The sequence below is a fragment of the Ectothiorhodospira variabilis genome, assembly GCF_022227625.1.
Taxonomy (GTDB): Bacteria; Pseudomonadota; Gammaproteobacteria; order Ectothiorhodospirales; family Ectothiorhodospiraceae; genus Ectothiorhodospira; species Ectothiorhodospira haloalkaliphila.
Genome location: NZ_JAJNAO010000012.1, coordinates 17,666 through 33,649, shown reverse-complemented (window position 1 = coordinate 33,649; position 15,984 = coordinate 17,666). Strand labels below are relative to the sequence as shown.

Annotated in this window: 21 protein-coding genes and 1 tRNA gene; 17 read left to right on the top strand and 5 right to left on the bottom strand. The window is 64.7% G+C overall.

Annotation, left to right across the window (positions count from 1 at the left end; translation table 11 throughout):
- Positions 1–12: 12 nt before the first annotated feature.
- Positions 13–606, bottom strand: coding sequence for a shikimate kinase AroK (gene aroK / locus LPW30_RS12020; protein ID WP_239680966.1), 594 nt, complete (start codon positions 604–606; stop codon positions 13–15).
- A 46-nt stretch (positions 607–652) separates the two neighbouring features.
- Positions 653–781, bottom strand: a complete 129-nt coding sequence (locus tag LPW30_RS16055; RefSeq protein ID WP_274520767.1) for a hypothetical protein — start codon at positions 779–781, stop codon at positions 653–655.
- A 237-nt stretch (positions 782–1,018) separates the two neighbouring features.
- On the opposite strand from LPW30_RS16055, the gene LPW30_RS12015 reads away from it, so the two are divergent.
- The 11 genes from LPW30_RS12015 to LPW30_RS11965 all read left to right on the top strand — a co-directional run bounded on the left by LPW30_RS12015 (position 1,019) and on the right by LPW30_RS11965 (position 9,329).
- Positions 1,019–1,924, top strand: a complete 906-nt coding sequence (locus LPW30_RS12015) for a metal ABC transporter solute-binding protein, Zn/Mn family (RefSeq protein WP_239680965.1) — start codon at positions 1,019–1,021, stop codon at positions 1,922–1,924.
- Complete coding sequence (locus LPW30_RS12010) at positions 1,917–2,717, top strand: metal ABC transporter ATP-binding protein (RefSeq protein WP_239680964.1); 801 nt, start codon at positions 1,917–1,919, stop codon at positions 2,715–2,717. The genes LPW30_RS12015 and LPW30_RS12010 overlap by 8 nt, the downstream gene beginning before the upstream one ends.
- On the top strand, positions 2,717–3,655 hold the full coding sequence (locus LPW30_RS12005) for a metal ABC transporter permease (RefSeq protein WP_025281736.1): 939 nt from the start codon (positions 2,717–2,719) through the stop codon (positions 3,653–3,655). Before LPW30_RS12010 ends, LPW30_RS12005 begins: the two co-directional genes overlap by 1 nt.
- A 122-nt stretch (positions 3,656–3,777) precedes the next feature.
- Positions 3,778–3,975, top strand: coding sequence for a YjfB family protein (locus tag LPW30_RS12000; RefSeq protein WP_025281735.1), 198 nt, complete (start codon positions 3,778–3,780; stop codon positions 3,973–3,975).
- 203 nt (positions 3,976–4,178) lie between these two features.
- A complete protein-coding gene (gene pilV, locus LPW30_RS11995) occupies positions 4,179–4,628 on the top strand; it encodes a type IV pilus modification protein PilV (protein ID WP_025281734.1) in 450 nt (149 codons plus the stop codon).
- Positions 4,625–5,188: a PilW family protein gene (locus tag LPW30_RS11990; RefSeq protein ID WP_238625124.1), complete on the top strand. Its 564-nt coding sequence runs from the start codon at positions 4,625–4,627 to the stop codon at positions 5,186–5,188. Before pilV ends, LPW30_RS11990 begins: the two co-directional genes overlap by 4 nt.
- A 113-nt stretch (positions 5,189–5,301) precedes the next feature.
- Entirely contained in the window at positions 5,302–6,588 is a 1,287-nt protein-coding gene (locus tag LPW30_RS11985; protein ID WP_239680963.1) for an HD-GYP domain-containing protein, read from the top strand.
- Between the two features lie 71 nt (positions 6,589–6,659).
- Positions 6,660–7,526, top strand: coding sequence for a YicC/YloC family endoribonuclease (locus LPW30_RS11980; protein ID WP_025281732.1), 867 nt, complete (start codon positions 6,660–6,662; stop codon positions 7,524–7,526).
- Between the two features lie 6 nt (positions 7,527–7,532).
- On the top strand, positions 7,533–7,760 hold the full coding sequence (locus LPW30_RS11975) for a DUF2835 domain-containing protein (protein ID WP_025281731.1): 228 nt from the start codon (positions 7,533–7,535) through the stop codon (positions 7,758–7,760).
- A gap of 99 nt (positions 7,761–7,859) precedes the next feature.
- Complete coding sequence (locus LPW30_RS11970; protein ID WP_025281730.1) at positions 7,860–8,294, top strand: Hsp20/alpha crystallin family protein; 435 nt, start codon at positions 7,860–7,862, stop codon at positions 8,292–8,294.
- 90 nt (positions 8,295–8,384) lie between these two features.
- Positions 8,385–9,329, top strand: coding sequence for a DnaJ C-terminal domain-containing protein (locus LPW30_RS11965; protein ID WP_025281729.1), 945 nt, complete (start codon positions 8,385–8,387; stop codon positions 9,327–9,329).
- Between the two features lie 98 nt (positions 9,330–9,427).
- Here the strand turns inward: LPW30_RS11965 and LPW30_RS11960 are convergent, their stop codons facing one another.
- Together LPW30_RS11960 and LPW30_RS11955 are read right to left on the bottom strand one after the other, a co-directional pair.
- Positions 9,428–9,886: a molybdenum cofactor biosynthesis protein MoaE gene (locus tag LPW30_RS11960; protein WP_026623890.1), complete on the bottom strand. Its 459-nt coding sequence runs from the start codon at positions 9,884–9,886 to the stop codon at positions 9,428–9,430.
- Position 9,887: 1 nt separating this feature from the next.
- A complete protein-coding gene (locus LPW30_RS11955; RefSeq protein ID WP_025282812.1) occupies positions 9,888–10,121 on the bottom strand; it encodes a MoaD/ThiS family protein in 234 nt (77 codons plus the stop codon).
- Positions 10,122–10,202: 81 nt separating this feature from the next.
- On the opposite strand from LPW30_RS11955, the gene moaC reads away from it, so the two are divergent.
- Positions 10,203–10,679 carry a cyclic pyranopterin monophosphate synthase MoaC gene (moaC, locus tag LPW30_RS11950; RefSeq protein ID WP_025282811.1) on the top strand — a complete coding sequence of 159 codons (477 nt, stop codon included), beginning with the start codon at positions 10,203–10,205 and terminating at the stop codon, positions 10,677–10,679.
- A 19-nt stretch (positions 10,680–10,698) separates the two neighbouring features.
- Here the strand turns inward: moaC and LPW30_RS11945 are convergent, their stop codons facing one another.
- Positions 10,699–11,148, bottom strand: coding sequence for an arsenate-mycothiol transferase ArsC (locus LPW30_RS11945; protein WP_239680962.1), 450 nt, complete (start codon positions 11,146–11,148; stop codon positions 10,699–10,701).
- A 223-nt stretch (positions 11,149–11,371) separates the two neighbouring features.
- Between LPW30_RS11945 and LPW30_RS11940 the strand changes: the two genes are divergently transcribed.
- From LPW30_RS11940 to pgeF, 5 genes are all read left to right on the top strand, one after another.
- A complete protein-coding gene (locus tag LPW30_RS11940) occupies positions 11,372–13,537 on the top strand; it encodes an AsmA family protein (RefSeq protein WP_239680961.1) in 2,166 nt (721 codons plus the stop codon).
- Positions 13,509–14,630 carry an A/G-specific adenine glycosylase gene (gene mutY / locus LPW30_RS11935; protein ID WP_239680960.1) on the top strand — a complete coding sequence of 374 codons (1,122 nt, stop codon included), beginning with the start codon at positions 13,509–13,511 and terminating at the stop codon, positions 14,628–14,630. The genes LPW30_RS11940 and mutY overlap by 29 nt, the downstream gene beginning before the upstream one ends.
- Positions 14,596–14,868 (top strand): oxidative damage protection protein, encoded by a 273-nt coding sequence (locus LPW30_RS11930; protein WP_025282807.1) that lies wholly within the window; start codon positions 14,596–14,598, stop codon positions 14,866–14,868. Before mutY ends, LPW30_RS11930 begins: the two co-directional genes overlap by 35 nt.
- Positions 14,869–14,984: 116 nt before the next feature.
- Positions 14,985–15,060 (top strand) — tRNA-Phe (locus LPW30_RS11925).
- A gap of 175 nt (positions 15,061–15,235) precedes the next feature.
- On the top strand, positions 15,236–15,979 hold the full coding sequence (gene pgeF / locus LPW30_RS11920; protein ID WP_239680959.1) for a peptidoglycan editing factor PgeF: 744 nt from the start codon (positions 15,236–15,238) through the stop codon (positions 15,977–15,979).
- Positions 15,980–15,984: the final 5 nt, after the last annotated feature.

Here is a 15,984-nt window from a genome sequence, read left to right as displayed (position 1 = left end):
ACCGCGGAGGCACTACTCCGGGGCGGAAACGGGCGTCCAGGAGCGGGCCTTGTCCGGCTTGGGGAGCCTACCTCTGAAGCGCCGGGCCACGGTGCGCACTGTGCCGCGCAGGTGTTCCCGGTCGGTGTCCACCACCAGGTGGGCGATCTCCCGGTACAGCGGGTCGCGAATCCTGAGCAGCTCCTCCAGCCGGGCACGGGGATTTTCCGTCTGAAGCAGCGGGCGGTTGCGATCCCGGGCGGTGCGCCGCAGTTGTACCGACACGGAGGTGCGCAGATACACCACCAGGCCACAGCGTTTCAGGCATTCCCGATTTTCCGGGCGCATCACGACGCCCCCACCGGTGGCCAGGACGATGCCCTCGCGGCTGCACAGGTCGGCGATCACCGCTGCTTCACGCTGGCGAAAGCCATCCTCGCCCTCGTACTCAAAGATGGTGGGGATGTCCACGCCCATGCGGCGTTCGATCTCCCGATCGCTGTCCACGAAGGGCAGGTGCAGGTGGCTGGCCAGGTGTCGACCCACGGTGGATTTGCCGGCCCCCATGGGTCCGATCAGGACGATGTTGGATTTTTCCGGCGATGGGGTGCGTCTGGGTGGTTTCATGGCGTGCGGTCACCCGGCCCACCAGCGGGCCGGGTGCTCGGGATGCTTACTTCTGGAAGGTCACCACGATGATCTGGGCGGCAATGATGATGCCGATGATCACATACAGGGTCACCATGAAGGGTACGCCCAGCTGCAGGGAGGCCACGGTCTGGCCTGCGAGTTCTTCTGACATGTTTCCACCTCCTGAACAGGTTTTGGATCGGGCGCCGGTGACGGGCCGTCTGTGCGGCTTTTGACTCGTCCGGCGCTCGTGCGGGTCATGAATTCCCATCAAGAGAGTGGATCATTGGCGCTCCTGAGGCAACCCCACCCGAGACGCCCTGCGTTTCTCGACTCCCGGGGCTGGAAATTTTCAGGATTCCGGGCTAGCATTAGATTAAGATTAATTCTCATTTAAGGTGATAATGTCATGAAAAGCCTTCGCGTGGTCATGTTGTTTGTGTTGTCTCTGGTGGCGGTGCCGCTTGCCGCCCACGAGCCCCCGCGCGTGGTGACCACCTTTTCGGTCCTGGGAGACCTGGTGGAGAGGGTGGCCGGTGGCGACGCCCAGGTGAGGGTGCTCACCCCGGTGGGTGCAGAGGTGCATGACTGGGAGCTCACGCCCGATAACTTCAAGGCCCTGGAGCGAGCCGATCTGGTGCTCTACAACGGTTACATGCTGGAACAGTGGATGGGGCAGGTGCGCGCCACGACGCGGCGCGACGTGCCGCTGGTGGCCGTGGCCGAGCAGGCTGGGGTGGAAACCCATCCCATCGTGACCGGTGATTTCGAAGGGGATCCCGATCCTCATCTCTGGATGGATCCTCGCAAGGCCGCTGCCTACGGCCATGCCATTGCCCGGGCCCTGGGGGACATTCACCCCGCCCGTGCTGAGGCCTTTGCCACCCGTGCCCGGGCCCTGGAGTCCGAGCTTGAGGTCCTCCACGAGGAGATCCTTGAGGCGCTTTCCCCCATTCCCGAAGAGCAGCGCCTGCTGATCACCAGCGAGGCAGCATTCGTATACTTCGCCCACGCATATGGCCTGCGCCATGATGGCGTTTGGGGCACCAACGCGGAGACCGAGGGCTCCCCGCGGCAGATCATGCGTATCGTGGATCTGGTGCGTGAGCAGGCGCCCGGGGCCGTCTTCTGGGAGAGCACCATTTCGGATCGCCATGTGCGCAGCGTGGCCGAGGACACCGGCGTGACCGTGGCCGGCCCCCTGTACGTGGATTCCCTCGGGCAGCCCGGTAGCGGCGCTGAGGATTATTTCGCCATGATGCGCCATAACATGATGCTGCTCAGGGAACACCTTGGAGGTCGTCAGGATGAGTGAAGTGGTACACCAGTCGCTGCCCGCGGTGGAAGTCCGGCATGTGTACGCGGCCTACGATGGACAAGCGGTGCTGGAGGATGTGCACATCGACCTGCCAGCCGGTGAATGGACAGCCATCATCGGCCCCAATGGTGCTGGCAAGTCGACCCTTTTTCGTATCCTGCTGGGGGTGATGAAGGCGCAGCGTGGGCAGGTGCAGGTGCTCGGGCAGGAGCCGTCCGCCCAGCGCCGTGCCGGGGTGATGGCCTACATGGCCCAGCAGGAGGCGGTGGAATGGGACTTTCCCATCTCCGTCAGGGATACGGTGCTCACGGGTCGCTATGGCCACATGCGTGGCGATGCCTTCTGGAGGCGCATCGTGCCGCCCCGCTGGTGCGACCCCCTGCACTGGGCGGTGGTACGTCAGGCCCTCAAGGCCGTCGACATGCAGGATTATGCCGACCGGCCCATCGGCGCGCTCTCGGGCGGTCAGAAAAAGCGGGTGCTGTTGGCCCGGGCTCTGGCCCAGGAGGCCAGGGTGTTGCTACTGGACGAGCCCCTGGCCGGGGTGGATACCGCCAGCGAGCGCCTCATCATGAAGGTGCTGGATGGCGAGCGCCGTTCCGGGCGCACCGTGATCATGGTCACCCACGACATGGACAGCGCCCGCCGCTACGCCGACAAGGTGCTGCTGCTCAATCGTCAGGTGGTGGGTATGGGGGCTCCCGAGCGCATGCTGGTGGATGAGATGCTGGCCCGAACTGCGGCGGCGGGATGGGTGCGGGATCATGAACCCTTGGTGGAGGCATCGTGATGGCATGGTTCGAATCCCTGGGCATGGCCCTGATCGACGTATTGATCGCCGGTTTGATGCTGATCGTGGGCCTGTTTCCCGAGGCCCTCTCGGCACCCTTCGACTACGCCTTCATGCAGCGGGCCCTGCTCACCTCCATCCTGGTGGGCGCCATCTGCGGCCTGCTGTCCTGCTTCGTGGTGCTCAAGCGCTGGTCGCTTTTGGGCGATGCCATTTCCCACGCCGTGCTGCCCGGTGTGGCCATCGCCTATCTGCTGGGCTGGCCCTTCTTCATTGGCGCCTTCCTGGCCGGCGCCGTCTCGGCCCTGGGCATTGGCGCACTGGAGCGGCACACACGCATCAAGTCCGATGCGGCCATGGGCCTGATGTTCACCTTCGCCTTCGCCCTGGGGGTGGTGATCATCGGCAAGATCGCCACCAATACCCACCTGATGCATATCCTTTTCGGGAATGTCCTGGGTGTTCAATATCCGGCGCTGATGCTCACCCTGTTCTCCGGCGTGGTGGCCCTGGTGGCGGTATGGGTCTTCTATCGATCCCTGGTGCTTTACACCTTCGACCCCATGCAGGCCCAGGCCCTCGGGTTCAATACGAGCGTGGTGCATTACGGGCTGATCCTGTTGCTTACTCTCACCATCGTCGCCAGCCTGGAGACGGTGGGCATCATCCTGGTGGTGGCCATGCTCATCACACCGGGGGCCACGGCTCATCTGCTCACCGACCGACTGACCACCATGATGTTGTTGTCGGTGGGCACCGGGATATTGTCGGCGGTGCTGGGGTTGTATCTTTCCTTCCTGTTCGATGTGGCCTCAGGCGGTGCCATCGTGCTGGTGGCTACCGCGCTGTTCGCCGTGGCCCTGCTGGCAGCGCCCCGCCACGGCCTGGTGGGTCGCTGGTGGCGTCGGCGCCGGGGGGCGGCAGCCATGGTGCCCTGAGGGCGGGTGGTGAGAAAGATTTCTGTCCGGTGCCCTCAAGTCGGCTTCAGGTCTGCCGCTACCCTTCTCGAGCCCTCTGAAAACGGCTTCACATTCACGCATGCGATGTTTCGGAGATCCCCATGGACGCCAACGCCATTGCCAATCTGGCCACTCAGTTGAGCCAGCAGCAAACTGCCCTTGACGTGGGCACGGCCGTCACCAAGAAGGCCATTGATGTCCAGGCACAGGTCGCCGCCGATCTGGTGGATGCACTGCCCGATCCCGGTTCTCAGGTCCTGCCTGCCAATCTGGGCAACAACATCAATGTAACGGCCTGACGGGCCCCGAAGGCGCAGCCCCCTGATGAGAACGGCCTCTTCGGGGCCGATTCACTGAGCCCCTTGCCCCTTGGGGGAGAGGGGTCGGGGTGAGGGGGGCGGCTGCAAGGACTTGATGCCCTTGCCCGGTTGGCTTAGTCTGCCCCTGCCCGACCCCGGCTCGGCCCACAAGGAAACGGATATCGTCACAGGAGGTGACCCCCATGCCAAACCGACTTCCTCGTCCCCCCTCAGCACCCCGTCATCTCCAGGGCTTCACTCTCGTCGAAGCCCTGGTTGCGCTGCTGGTGCTTTCCATAGGCCTGCTCGGCTTGGCCGGGCTGCAACTGTTCTCCCTGCAAAGTGCCCATTCCGCCTACCAGCGCACCGTGGCCAGCATCATGGCCATGGATGCCGGCGAGCGTCTGTGGCTGGCGGCGGCCACGGGTATGGCGGACCCGGAATCCGTGCAAGGGCCATGGCGTGGCCACTGGCAACATGATCCGGATGCTCCGGAGCGCGTCGGCCTGCCCGAGGCTGGCGATAGCGCGCTGGACTGCGGTGCCTCGGGTTGCACCGTGCGCATCCGGTGGGTGGATGGGCGATTCGATGACGCGGATGACAGGCCGGTGTTCGAATATGCATTGCAACCGCCAGCGGTATCGCTGCCATGAGTGCGGCTCCTGTTGAAGTGGGGCCACAGTATCCGGCGCGGGGTTTTTCCCTGGTCGAGCTGATGGTCGCCATGGTGATCGGCCTGATTTTGATGGCCGGGGTGGTGCAGGTCTTTCTCGCCAACCACGTGGCCTATCGGGAGGCCCAGCGGTTCGGGCAGCTCCAGGAAACCATGGCCTTTGCCGTGGACTATCTGGCCCGGGATATACGCGGTGCCGAGCACGTGAGTCACGCCAATGGTGAATTGGCGGTGGTCCGGGATCGCACCATCGACTGGTGCGGCGCGCCACCGGGTGTGCACACGGTGACCTATTTCATCCAGGGCGACGCCCTGCGTTGTCGCCATGGCTCGCAGCACAATCACGAACTGCTGCGGGGCTTTCGGCCCGGGTCCGGGTTGATGGTGCAGCCCCTGCCTGATGCGCAGGACACACTGGCCGTGCGGGTGGGGTTGGTGCTTCAAAGCGGTGGTGCTCAGGGGGTGCCCCCACGGGATCACCATCTCGAATTCCATGTCACCCTGAGAAACCGCATACTGTCGGCAGCACCGCCCACATGACAGGGTCTCCCGGGCCGGGTCTGGGGCGGCGGTCCGTTGAGATTGATCGTGCCGCGATGGCCGGAGAGTGTGAGATACTGCACAATCATGCGCCACGCCGGTGAGATGTTGAGATGGCAGTGATCAAGCAGGAGCTTGCCGCGACGTCCGTCAGGACGGGGATGTACGTCTGCGAACTGGATCGCCCCTGGCAGGGTACGCCGTTTCCCCTGCAAGGCTTCTGGGTGGAAACGGATGAGCAGATCCGCTACCTCAAGGAAAACTGCACCATCGTTGCCGTGGACCGGGACAAGACCCCGGATGAACTGCTCCAGCCCATCCCGGGCACCCGGCGCCGGACCCGGTCCGCCATTGACCGTGTTCGCAAGGTGGAGTGCGACGCGCCGCCGCCAGAAGCACTCGCCGAAATCGGCGCACAGATGGATCGTGCCCGTTCAGTGTGGCGGGATGCACAGCATTACATCACCGAGGTTCTGGAAGATGCCCGCCTGGGCCGTTCGGTAAACACCGGGCAGGTGCGTCGGGTTGTGAGCCATCTGGCCGAGCAGGTGGTGGAAAGTCCCAATGCCCTGTTGTGGCTCACCCACCTGCGCGAACGTGACCGATACACCTCATTGCACAGCATCAATGTCTGCATCCTGTCGCTGAGCTTCGGGCGCTTTCTGGGAATGGGCCGTGACGAACTGGAGGTTCTGGGTCTGGGCGCGTTATTGCACGATATCGGCAAGCTGCGCGTGCCGCTGGAGATCCTCAACTGCCCGCGTCGGCTGACCGCCGAAGAGTTCGAGCAGATGAAGGCCCATCCCGTGCTCGGCTACGCCCTGCTCAAGCGCAACAAGGATCTCCCCGAACAGGCGTTGCAGACGGCCCTGTGTCATCACGAGCGCATCAATGGCGCAGGCTACCCCAACGGCCACAAGGGTGACGCCATTCCGCCCCATGCCCGCCTGGTGGCGGTGGCGGATGTCTACGACGCCATCAGTAGTAAACGGGTTTACCACGATGGAATGACCCCGCAGGATGCTCTGAACATCATCTTTCGCATGCGTGGCGAGGAACTGGATACCGAACTGGTGGAGGCCTTCATCCGCTGCGTGGGCATCTATCCGGTGGGCAGTCTGGTGGAACTCACCTCCGGTGAGGTAGGGGTGGTGGTGGGCTTCAATGCCCGCCATCGCCTCAGGCCCACGGTGATGCTGCTGCTGGATGCGGAACACAGCCCCATGCACACCCCGAGCCTCCTCAATCTGGCGAGCACGGCCTGGGAGGCGGGTTCCTCCGCCCCCGCCATACGTTCGGTCCTCGAGCCCGGCAGCCATGGGATCGATCCCCATCAGGTGGTCCAATACGTGACGCAGGAGGGCTGGCAGGCGCCAGCGGAACGCGCCGTGGCCCGCTGATGCACCCAGGCCTGTCGGTATCCGACCGAACCGCTACAATCTGCTGGTCAATCCACATATCGGGAGATCCCATGTTATTCAGCATGACCGGCTTCGCGCGATGCGAATCTTCGGGCGAGTACGGTTCGCTTGTCTGGGAGCTGCGCAGCGTCAACCACCGTTACCTTGAGATCTCGCCGCGGCTGCCCGAGGAACTCCGTGGTCTGGAGGGCAAGGTGCGCGAGCGCATCCAGGCCCGGCTGGGGCGGGGCAAGGTGGAGTGCAACCTGCGCTTTCGCCGGGGCAGCGCTGACCAGGACACCATCGAACTCAACGAGGAGCTGGCCAAGGAAATGATCAGCACCGTGGTGCGTGTCGAGCACTGGATGATGAACGCGGCACGCATGACGGCGATGGACATCCTGCGCTGGCCGGGCGTGGTGATCGAGCCCGAGCAGGATCTGCAACCCGTGATGACCGCCGCCCTGGAGCTGCTGGATGAGGCTCTGAACACCCTGGTGGACAATCGCGGTCGTGAGGGGGCGCACATCAAGGAACTGCTTCAGGCCCGTTGCAAGGCCATTACCGAGCAGGTGGCCCGGGTGCGCGCACGGCGACCCCAGGTGGTGGAGGCCCTGCGCGAACGGGTTCGCAGTCGCATTCAGGAACTGGGCACCGACCTTGAGCCCGGCAGGCTGGAGCAGGAACTGGCCCTGCAGGCCCAGAAGCTGGACGTGGCCGAGGAACTGGATCGCCTGGAGGGCCATGTGAAGGAGATCCAGGCGGTCCTGGAGCGCCGCGAGCCGGTGGGGCGGCGCCTGGATTTTCTCATGCAGGAACTCAACCGCGAGGCCAACACCCTGAGTTCCAAGTCCAACGACATGGAAACCACCCAGGCCGCCGTGGAACTCAAGGTGCTCATCGAACAGATGCGCGAGCAGATTCAGAACCTGGAATAGGCCCCGGTGCACCGCTATCACTTCCGACTGGACATCCCCCGCGACGAATTCCTGCGCTACTACTCCGGGTCGGCGGCCTCCGTGGTGGCCTGGTCACAGGAGGGTCGCACGGTTCGGTTTCCGGCCTCGGCGCTGCGCCCGCACGTGACCCATGACGGGGTGCGCGGGCGGTTTCGCCTGACGGTGGATGACCAATTCCGGCTGCAGTCACTGGAGCGCATGAGCACCGGATGAACGGTGACAAATCCCCCTTGAAATCCTCTCCACGGCCCCTATATCGGATAGCGAAAGGCGAAGTTGCCTTGACTAACGAGACAAGTGGAGGTGATAGCCATGTTGACGACCCGTTATGAACCCTGGAGCCTGCTGAACCAGCTGTCCCGGGAACTGGATCGCCTGAACCCGGCCATGGCCGGTGGCGAAGAGGCTGCGGCCACCAGCGACTGGGTGCCGGCGGTGGATATCCGGGAGGAGAAGGACGCCTATGTGCTGCACGCGGACGTGCCCGGCGTGGACCCCAAGGACATTGAAGTCCATATGGAAAACGGCGTGCTGACCATCCGCGGTGAGCGCAAGGCCGAAAGCGCGGAAGAGCGCGAAGGGTACAAGCGCGTGGAGCGTATCCGCGGCAGCTTCTATCGTCGCTTCTCCCTGCCCGACACGGCAGACGCCGAGCGCATCAGCGCCCGCAGCGCCAACGGTGTGCTGGAAGTGCGCATTCCCAAGCAGGAAAAGGTGCAGCCCCGGCGCATCACCGTGGAAGGATGACCCCGGACTCCACTCGGAAGGCGTTCGGCAGGACGCAACCTGCGCCGCGTGATCACGCGGCGCTCTTGTTTTGGAGTATCGTAGGCGGTTATGGAATACAAAGACTATTACAAGGTCCTGGGGGTGGATCGATCCGCCTCCCAGGACGACCTCAAGAAGGCCTATCGTCGGCTGGCGCGCAAATACCATCCCGATGTGAGCAAGGAGGCCAATGCCGAGGACCGCTTCAAGGAAGTGAACGAAGCGTACGAGGTCCTGGGTGATGCGGAAAAGCGCAAGGCTTATGATCAGTTGGGCAGCAACTGGCGCTCGGGTGAGGACTTTCGTCCACCACCGGACTGGGATGCCTGGTTCGGTGCCGGTGGCCCACAGCCGGGTGGCTTTCGTGATGCCGGCCCTCAGGCAGGTTTCAGTGAGAGCGACTTCTCCGACTTTTTCGAGACCCTGTTCGGGGGCAGCGCCCGGCGCACCCGTGGGCATCGCACCCAGCGGGGGTTCGCCAGCCGTGGCCAGGACCAGAACGCCCGCATCCAGCTGGACCTGGAACAGGCCTTTCGCGGTGGCTCCGTTCCGGTTCGCATTGGTGAGCGCAGCCTTCAGGTGAAGATCCCTGCCGGGGTCACCGAGGGCAAACGCATTCGCCTGTCCGGTCAGGGTGCCCAGGGTGTGGGTGGGGGCGATGCCGGCGACCTGTATCTGGAAGTGCGCATCCGCCCGCATCGGCATTTTCGCCTGGAGGGCCGCGACATCCATCTGGACCTGCCCATCACCCCCTGGGAGGCCGCGCTGGGTGCCACGGTGAGCGTGCCCACCCTGGAGGGGCAGGTGGACATGAAGGTGCCCGCCGGCTCCCGATCGGGGGGCAAGCTGCGCCTCAAGGGCCGCGGCATGCCCGGGTCACCGCCGGGCGACCAGTACCTGATACTGCAGATCGTCACGCCCCCGGCAGACTCGGACAAGGCCCGGGAGTTCTATGAGCGCATGCAGAAGGAAATGCCTTTCAACCCGAGGGAACATCTGCCGGGGAATGGCTGACCGGCAACAGATCAGGTGCCTCCACCGCTGGCACCGTGCCCGCCGCGCCCCTCATCCCCTCCCCAAGGGGAGAATGGGGCTTGATGATGGGGGGCAGGCTAAGCCCCTCTCCCCTCCGGGGAGAGGGGTTGGGGTGAGGGCGACACCCACCGCCGGCGCCCATCCTGCAGCTCCTCCTGCTTCCAGAATGTGGCCCGCTCCTTGAGCGCCTCCATCAGAAACCGGCAGGCATCAAAGGCCGCCTGACGATGGGCCGACCACACCGCCACCACCACGATGGGCTGCCCCGGTTCGACCCGGCCCACCCGATGACCGATCAGGGAGTCCTGAACAGGCCATCGGGTGCGGGCCTCATCCTCGATGAGCGCAAGCTCACGCTCGGTCATCCCCGGGTAATGCTCCAGGGTCATGGCTGTCACTGCATCCCCGTCGTTGAAATCCCGCATGGTGCCCACAAACAGCGCGCAGGCCCCGAAACTCCCCGGGGACAGGCCACCTTCATGCTCATTCACCAGATTGAAGGGCTCCAGTGGTTCACTGTGCAGCACCACAGCCATCTCAACCCCCCGTCACGGGTGGGAAAAAGGCCACCTCGTCGCCGTCCGTCACCGTATCTTCCAGTGAGGCATGGGCATGATTCACGGCTGCCAGCACCCGGGGTGGCAGGTCGCGGCCGGGTTGGGCACGTTGCCAGACATCCGCCACGCAGCGAATCCCGTCAGCGGACACCGAGGCCTCCGATGCACCCAACTGCTCCCTCAGGCTGGCAAAGTAACGAACGGTAATGGACATGGCGTGCGGATCCCGGTCAGTCTCTGAGCACAGCTTAAACATTCGTTGATCCCGGGCGCCATACCCATCAGGATGCCACTCATGAACGATCTCACACATTTCGACGCCTCCGGCCAGGCCCACATGGTGGATGTGGGGCACAAGCCACCTACCCGTCGCGTGGCTGTGGCCGAGGGGCGCATCCGCGTTCAGGCATCCACCCTGGAAAAAATCCGCCAGGGCGACCACAGGAAGGGAGATGTGCTGGGCATCGCCCGGGTGGCGGCCATCATGGCCAGCAAGCGGACCGCCGACCTGATCCCCCTGTGTCACCCCATCGCCCTGAGCCGGGTGCAGGTGGATCTGGCGCCTGTGGATGAGCCGCCCGCCGTGTACTGTTGCGTGACCGCCGAAACCACCGGCCCCACCGGTGTGGAGATGGAGGCCCTCACCGCCGTGCAGGTGGCCCTGCTCACCATCTACGACATGTGCAAGGCGGTGGATCGGGGCATGGTCATGGAAGGAATCGGCCTGGTCAGCAAGTCGGGTGGCCAGTCCGGTGACTGGCAGCGGGCGTAACAGCCCGGGCAAGTGCAGCTCAGCGCTGCATCAAGCGCATGGAGTTGGCCAGCAGGCGCACGCGGCGTTTCACGTCATCGCGCATGCGCCTGAAGGGCTCCAGATCTTCCCCGTCTGCGGCAAACCGGGTGGGCGGGTCCATGGGCCAGTTCTTGCAGATAAAGCTCTCAGCGGCAGGCAGGGGCAGCTTGGCCGGGTCGGTGCACAGGGTGATGACCATGTCTGCCCACTCCAGCAAGTCCCGATCCAGGGCCTTGGCCTCCAGGGCCGGGGATTCCAGCTCCTCTTCGCGCAGCACCGCCAGGGCGCGGGGCTGGACCTTGCCCGCCTGCAGGCCGGCGGAGCGAGCCTCCACCAGGTCCGGCATCAGTTGCCGGGCATAGGCCTCCGCCACCAGGGTGCGGGCCGTGTTGGTGTGGCCCAGGAACAGGATGTGGGGCTTGCGCCGCAGGTCGGGTTTCTCGGGCATGGGCGGGGTTTCAGCGTGAGGCGGCCAGTACCTATGGATTGTACTCACCGCCTCTACCGGAAAGCCAGATCCGCGCTGTGTGCCGGGCACCTGCCGTGGCCTTGTCATGGCTTTCAGGCCCCGGGCCTTAGTACACTGACGAAAATGGCGACTCGCCGGGCCCTCGGAATGCCCGCGCAAGGTGGGTCGACGATGCATAGGCTACCGACGAGGTAATCACTCGATGAAATGGATCAAGCGCGGCCTGTTGGCCATCTTCGCGCTGCTGGTGCTGCTTGTGGTGCTGGTGGGCTTTCTGCTGGTCACCGTCGACCCCAACGACTACAAGGACCGCATCAGCGCGGTGGTGGAGGAACAGACCGGGCGTACCCTGGTGATCACTGGCGACATCGGCCTCTCCGTCTTCCCGCGTCTGGGGCTCGAGCTGGGTGAGACCACCTTGTCCAACGCCGAAGGCTTTGAAGAAGAACACTTTGCCCGGGTGGGCGAGGTGGACGTGGCGGTGGCCTTGCTGCCGCTGCTGCGCCGGGAACTGCAGGTGCAGCAGGTGCGCCTTGAAGGGCTTGAACTCAACCTGGCCCGCGACGCCGAGGGTCGGACCAACTGGGATGACCTGATCGACGAAGAGGCGGTCGCCGAGCCCTCGGAAGAAACCCGACCGGTCACCCGGCCCGCTGACGACCCGGAAACGGTCCCCGAGATCCTGCGGGGGCTGGATATCGCGGGGATTCAGGTGCGCGATGCCCGGCTCAACTGGCGCGATGATCAAACGGGCACCCGCCTGAGCGTGGACCCCTTCAATCTCGAATTGGGTCGCCTGCGCCTGGCCCAGGAGACCCGCCTGGACCTCTCCCTACGGGCGCTCATGGATGACCTGGATACGGCCGTGGAACTGCAAGGGCTCGTTTTCCTGGATGTGGCCAACCAGCGCTACGCCCTGCGCCGCATGGTGGCCCAGGTGGAGGCCACGGGAGAGGCGCTGCCTGCGCCCATCACGGTTCGGGTGGAGGCGGATCTGATGGCTGATCTGCTCAATGACCTGGCCAAGGTGGAGCGCATGACCATCAACGCCTTCGACACCCAGTTCACCGGTCTTGTGGAAGTGGCCGGGCTGAGCGGCGACCCCCGTGTCCATGGTGAATTGCGCAGCGGTCAGTTCAGTCCCCGTGGTCTGATGGAAGAGCTGGCCATGGAGCCACCCGAGACGGCCAATCCGGATGTGCTCCGACGGGCGGCGATGGATATGGCCTTTGAAATGCAGGGGGATGAGCTGAAAGTGACCCAGTTGATCGTCACCCTGGATCAAAGCACCCTCAGCGGGCAGGCCACGGTGAAGGATCTGGCCAACCCCGATGTGAACGTATCCATGCAGCTGGATCGTATCAACCTGGATCATTACCTGCCGCCAGCCGCCGAGGCCAACGGCAATGGTGATGCCAACGGCGACACCCCCGCACGGGACGGCTGGCCCGAGGAGCCCCTGGAACTGCCCGTGGACATGCTGCGGGAACTGAAGGTGGCCGGCGATCTGCGCGTGGGCAACCTGACGGTGGCCGGCCTGCGCATGCAGGACGTGAACCTGAAGCTGCGGGCCCGCGATGGCCAACTGGACGTGGAGTCGGTTCAGGCAAGCCTTTACGAGGGCCAGCTGGATGGTCGCCTTGGACTGGATGTGCGCCAGGACACCCCGCGCATTCAGGCCCGCCAATCCCTTGAAGGCATCCGTTTTGGCGGCCTGCTGGAGGATCTAACCGGTGATGCCATGGTCACCGGCGGCGCGGATGTGAGTTTTGATGTCACCAGCCGCGGCAACTCGGTGAAGGCCCTGATCAATGGTCTCAATGGCAACGGGCAGATGCGAGTCGCCGATGGCGCGGTCAAGGGCATCAACGTGGCCCAGGTCATCCGCGATGCCGAGGCGCGCGTGCGCGGGCGTTCCCCCGAGGAGACCGACGAGCCGCGTCAGACCGACTTCACCGAGATCACGGGCAGCTTCAACATCAACAACGGCGTGGTGAAGAATGACGATCTGCGGGCCGCCTCGCCGCTGCTGCGGATTCGTGGTCGAGGCGAGGTGGACCTGAACCGGGAACAGCTGGATTACCGTCTGGACACCAGCCTGGTGGGCACCCTGAAAGGTCAGGGTGGCCGGGACCTGTCGGATCTGCGCAACGTGAATCTGCCCATCACGATTCGTGGCAGCTTCGCCGAGCCGCGTTTCGGCCTGGATCTGCGCTCGGTGCTTGAGAGCCGCGTGCGGGAAGAGGCCGAGGAGCGGGTCCGCGAGCGGGTGGACCCGGTCATCGAGGAACAGCGCGAGCGCCTGCGGGAAGAGGGCAGCCGGATCCAGGAGGAGTTGGGTGACCGTCTGCTTGACCGGTTGCGCTGAGACCTCGGGGGATTTCGCGGCGCGCCTGCTGGACTGGTATGACCAGTACGGTCGCCACGACCTGCCCTGGCAAAAGCAAGTGACCCCCTACCGGGTCTGGGTGTCGGAGATCATGCTCCAGCAGACCCAGGTGGGGACGGTCATCCCGTACTTCCAGCGTTTCATGGCCCGGTTCCCGGAAGTGCACGCCCTGGCTTCGGCCACGCAGGATGAAGTGCTGCATTACTGGTCGGGGCTGGGCTACTACGCCCGGGGCCGCAATCTGCACAGGGCAGCGCAGCAACTGGTGGAGCAGCACCAGGGTCAGTTCCCCCGTGAGCGCCCGGCGCTGGAGGCCCTGCCGGGTATCGGACGCTCCACGGCGGCAGCCATCCTGGCCCTGTCCCGGGGGCAGCACGAGGCGATCCTGGATGGCAACGTCAAGCGGGTGCTGGCGCGCCATCAGGCCGTGCAGGGCTGGACCGGCGAGGCCGCGGTTCAAAAGCACCTATGGATGCTGGCGGAAAACCTTACACCCGCCCAGCGAGTGGCAGACTACACCCAGGCCATCATGGATCTGGGGGCCACCGTGTGCACCCGAAGCCGGCCCCGCTGCGATGCCTGTCCGGTTGCCACCGATTGCCTGGCTCGTGCCCAAGGGCTGCAATCTTGCCTGCCCACCCCCAGGCCCCGTCGCGAGCAACCCCTGCGTCAGGTGTGCATGCTGATCATCCAGGGCCCGGAAGGCATCCTGCTGGAACAGCGCCCGCCCACCGGGCTATGGGGTGGTCTGTGGGGTTTTCCGGAAGTGGCTTCAACGGATGATGCGGCGGCATGGTGCCAGGCACGGCTGGGGGTGGATCCCCAGGAATGTCATGCCATGGAGCCCTTCGTGCACACCTTCACCCACTTTCGCCTACACATCACCCCGCTGCGGATGTGGGTACAAGACCCTGCCGCGGGCGTGATGGAAGGTGCCGGCCGCGTCTGGTATAAAGACACGGCTCAGGCAGGGCTGGGACTGGCAGCGCCAGTGGCCCGGCTGCTGAAACAAATCACGCAAGAAGACGGAGAGACCAATGGCTCGCATGGTGAAATGCGTAATGCTGGGTGAAGAGGCCGAAGGCCTGGACTTCCCCCCCTATCCCGGTGAACTGGGCAAGCGGATCTTCGAGAACGTTTCCAAGCAGGCCTGGCAGAAGTGGATGGGTCACCAGACCATGCTCATCAACGAGTATCGCCTGACCCCCATCGACCCCAAGGCGCGTCAGTTCCTGGAGGAGGAGATGGAAAAATTCTTCTTTGGTGACGGCGCCACCATGCCGGAAGGTTACGTGGACCCCAGCAAATAGGGCTGGTTGCTTCGAATTAAATCACTTCAAGCCGGTATGGGCTTGACGAATGCGGTCAGTCCGGCTTTAATACGCACCTTCGCTGCAGCGCCCCCCGCCCAGCAGCGCTCAGATCAGGCCAGGTAGCTCAGTTGGTAGAGCAGGGGATTGAAAATCCCCGTGTCGGCGGTTCGATTCCGTCCCTGGCCACCATATTTCAGCGACTTGGCCCGGCATCGCCCGGGCTTTGTTGTTTCTGGGCGCCCACCCCGCAGGCTCAACCAGGCAATCTTGTCACATTTTTCCATGCTGACCAGGCTCGGCCCATGAGCGCCATGAACATTTCCCTGCCCCATGCGGTCCAGGTTTGTGTGGACGAGGATTTCCTTTGAGCGCTCCTGAACTCATTCTGCCCCAATGGTCGGCCCCGGAGGGGGTGCGCGCCGCCGTGACCACCCGGGCAGGCGGGGTGAGTCGCACGCCCCATGACAGCCTGAACCTGGGGCTGGGCAACGGTGATGATCCGGATGCGGTGATGGAGAATCGCCGTCGATTGCGAGAGATCCTGAACCTGCCTGACGAGCCGGCCTGGCTCCACCAGGTGCATGGTATCCAGGTGGTGGAAGCTCATCATGTGGACCCTGATGAGCCCCCCAAGGCGGATGCCTCCATCACTCGCACCCCCGGCCTGGCCTGCGTCGTACTCACCGCTGACTGCCTGCCGGTGCTGTTCTGTGACCGTTCGGGCCAGCAGGTGGCCGCCGCCCACGCCGGCTGGCGCGGCCTGGTGGCCGGGGTGCTGGAGTCCACCGTGGAGGCCTTCGATTGCCCGCCCATGGACGTGATCGCCTGGCTGGGGCCCTGCATCGGCCCCCAGGCCTTCGAGGTGGGCCCCGAGGTACGCCAGGCCTTCATCGATCACGACCCGAGCGCAGACACTGCCTTCGCCCCCTCCCCCCAGGGCCGCTGGCTGGCCGATCTGCACCGCCTGGCCCGCCGCCGCCTGCAAGACTGCGGCGTCACCCAGATCACCGGCAACCAGGCCTGCACCCACAGCCAGCCGGAGCGCTTTTACTCCTACCGGCGCGACGGGGAGACGGGGCGGATGGCCAGCCTGATCTGGTTGGATTAACCCGG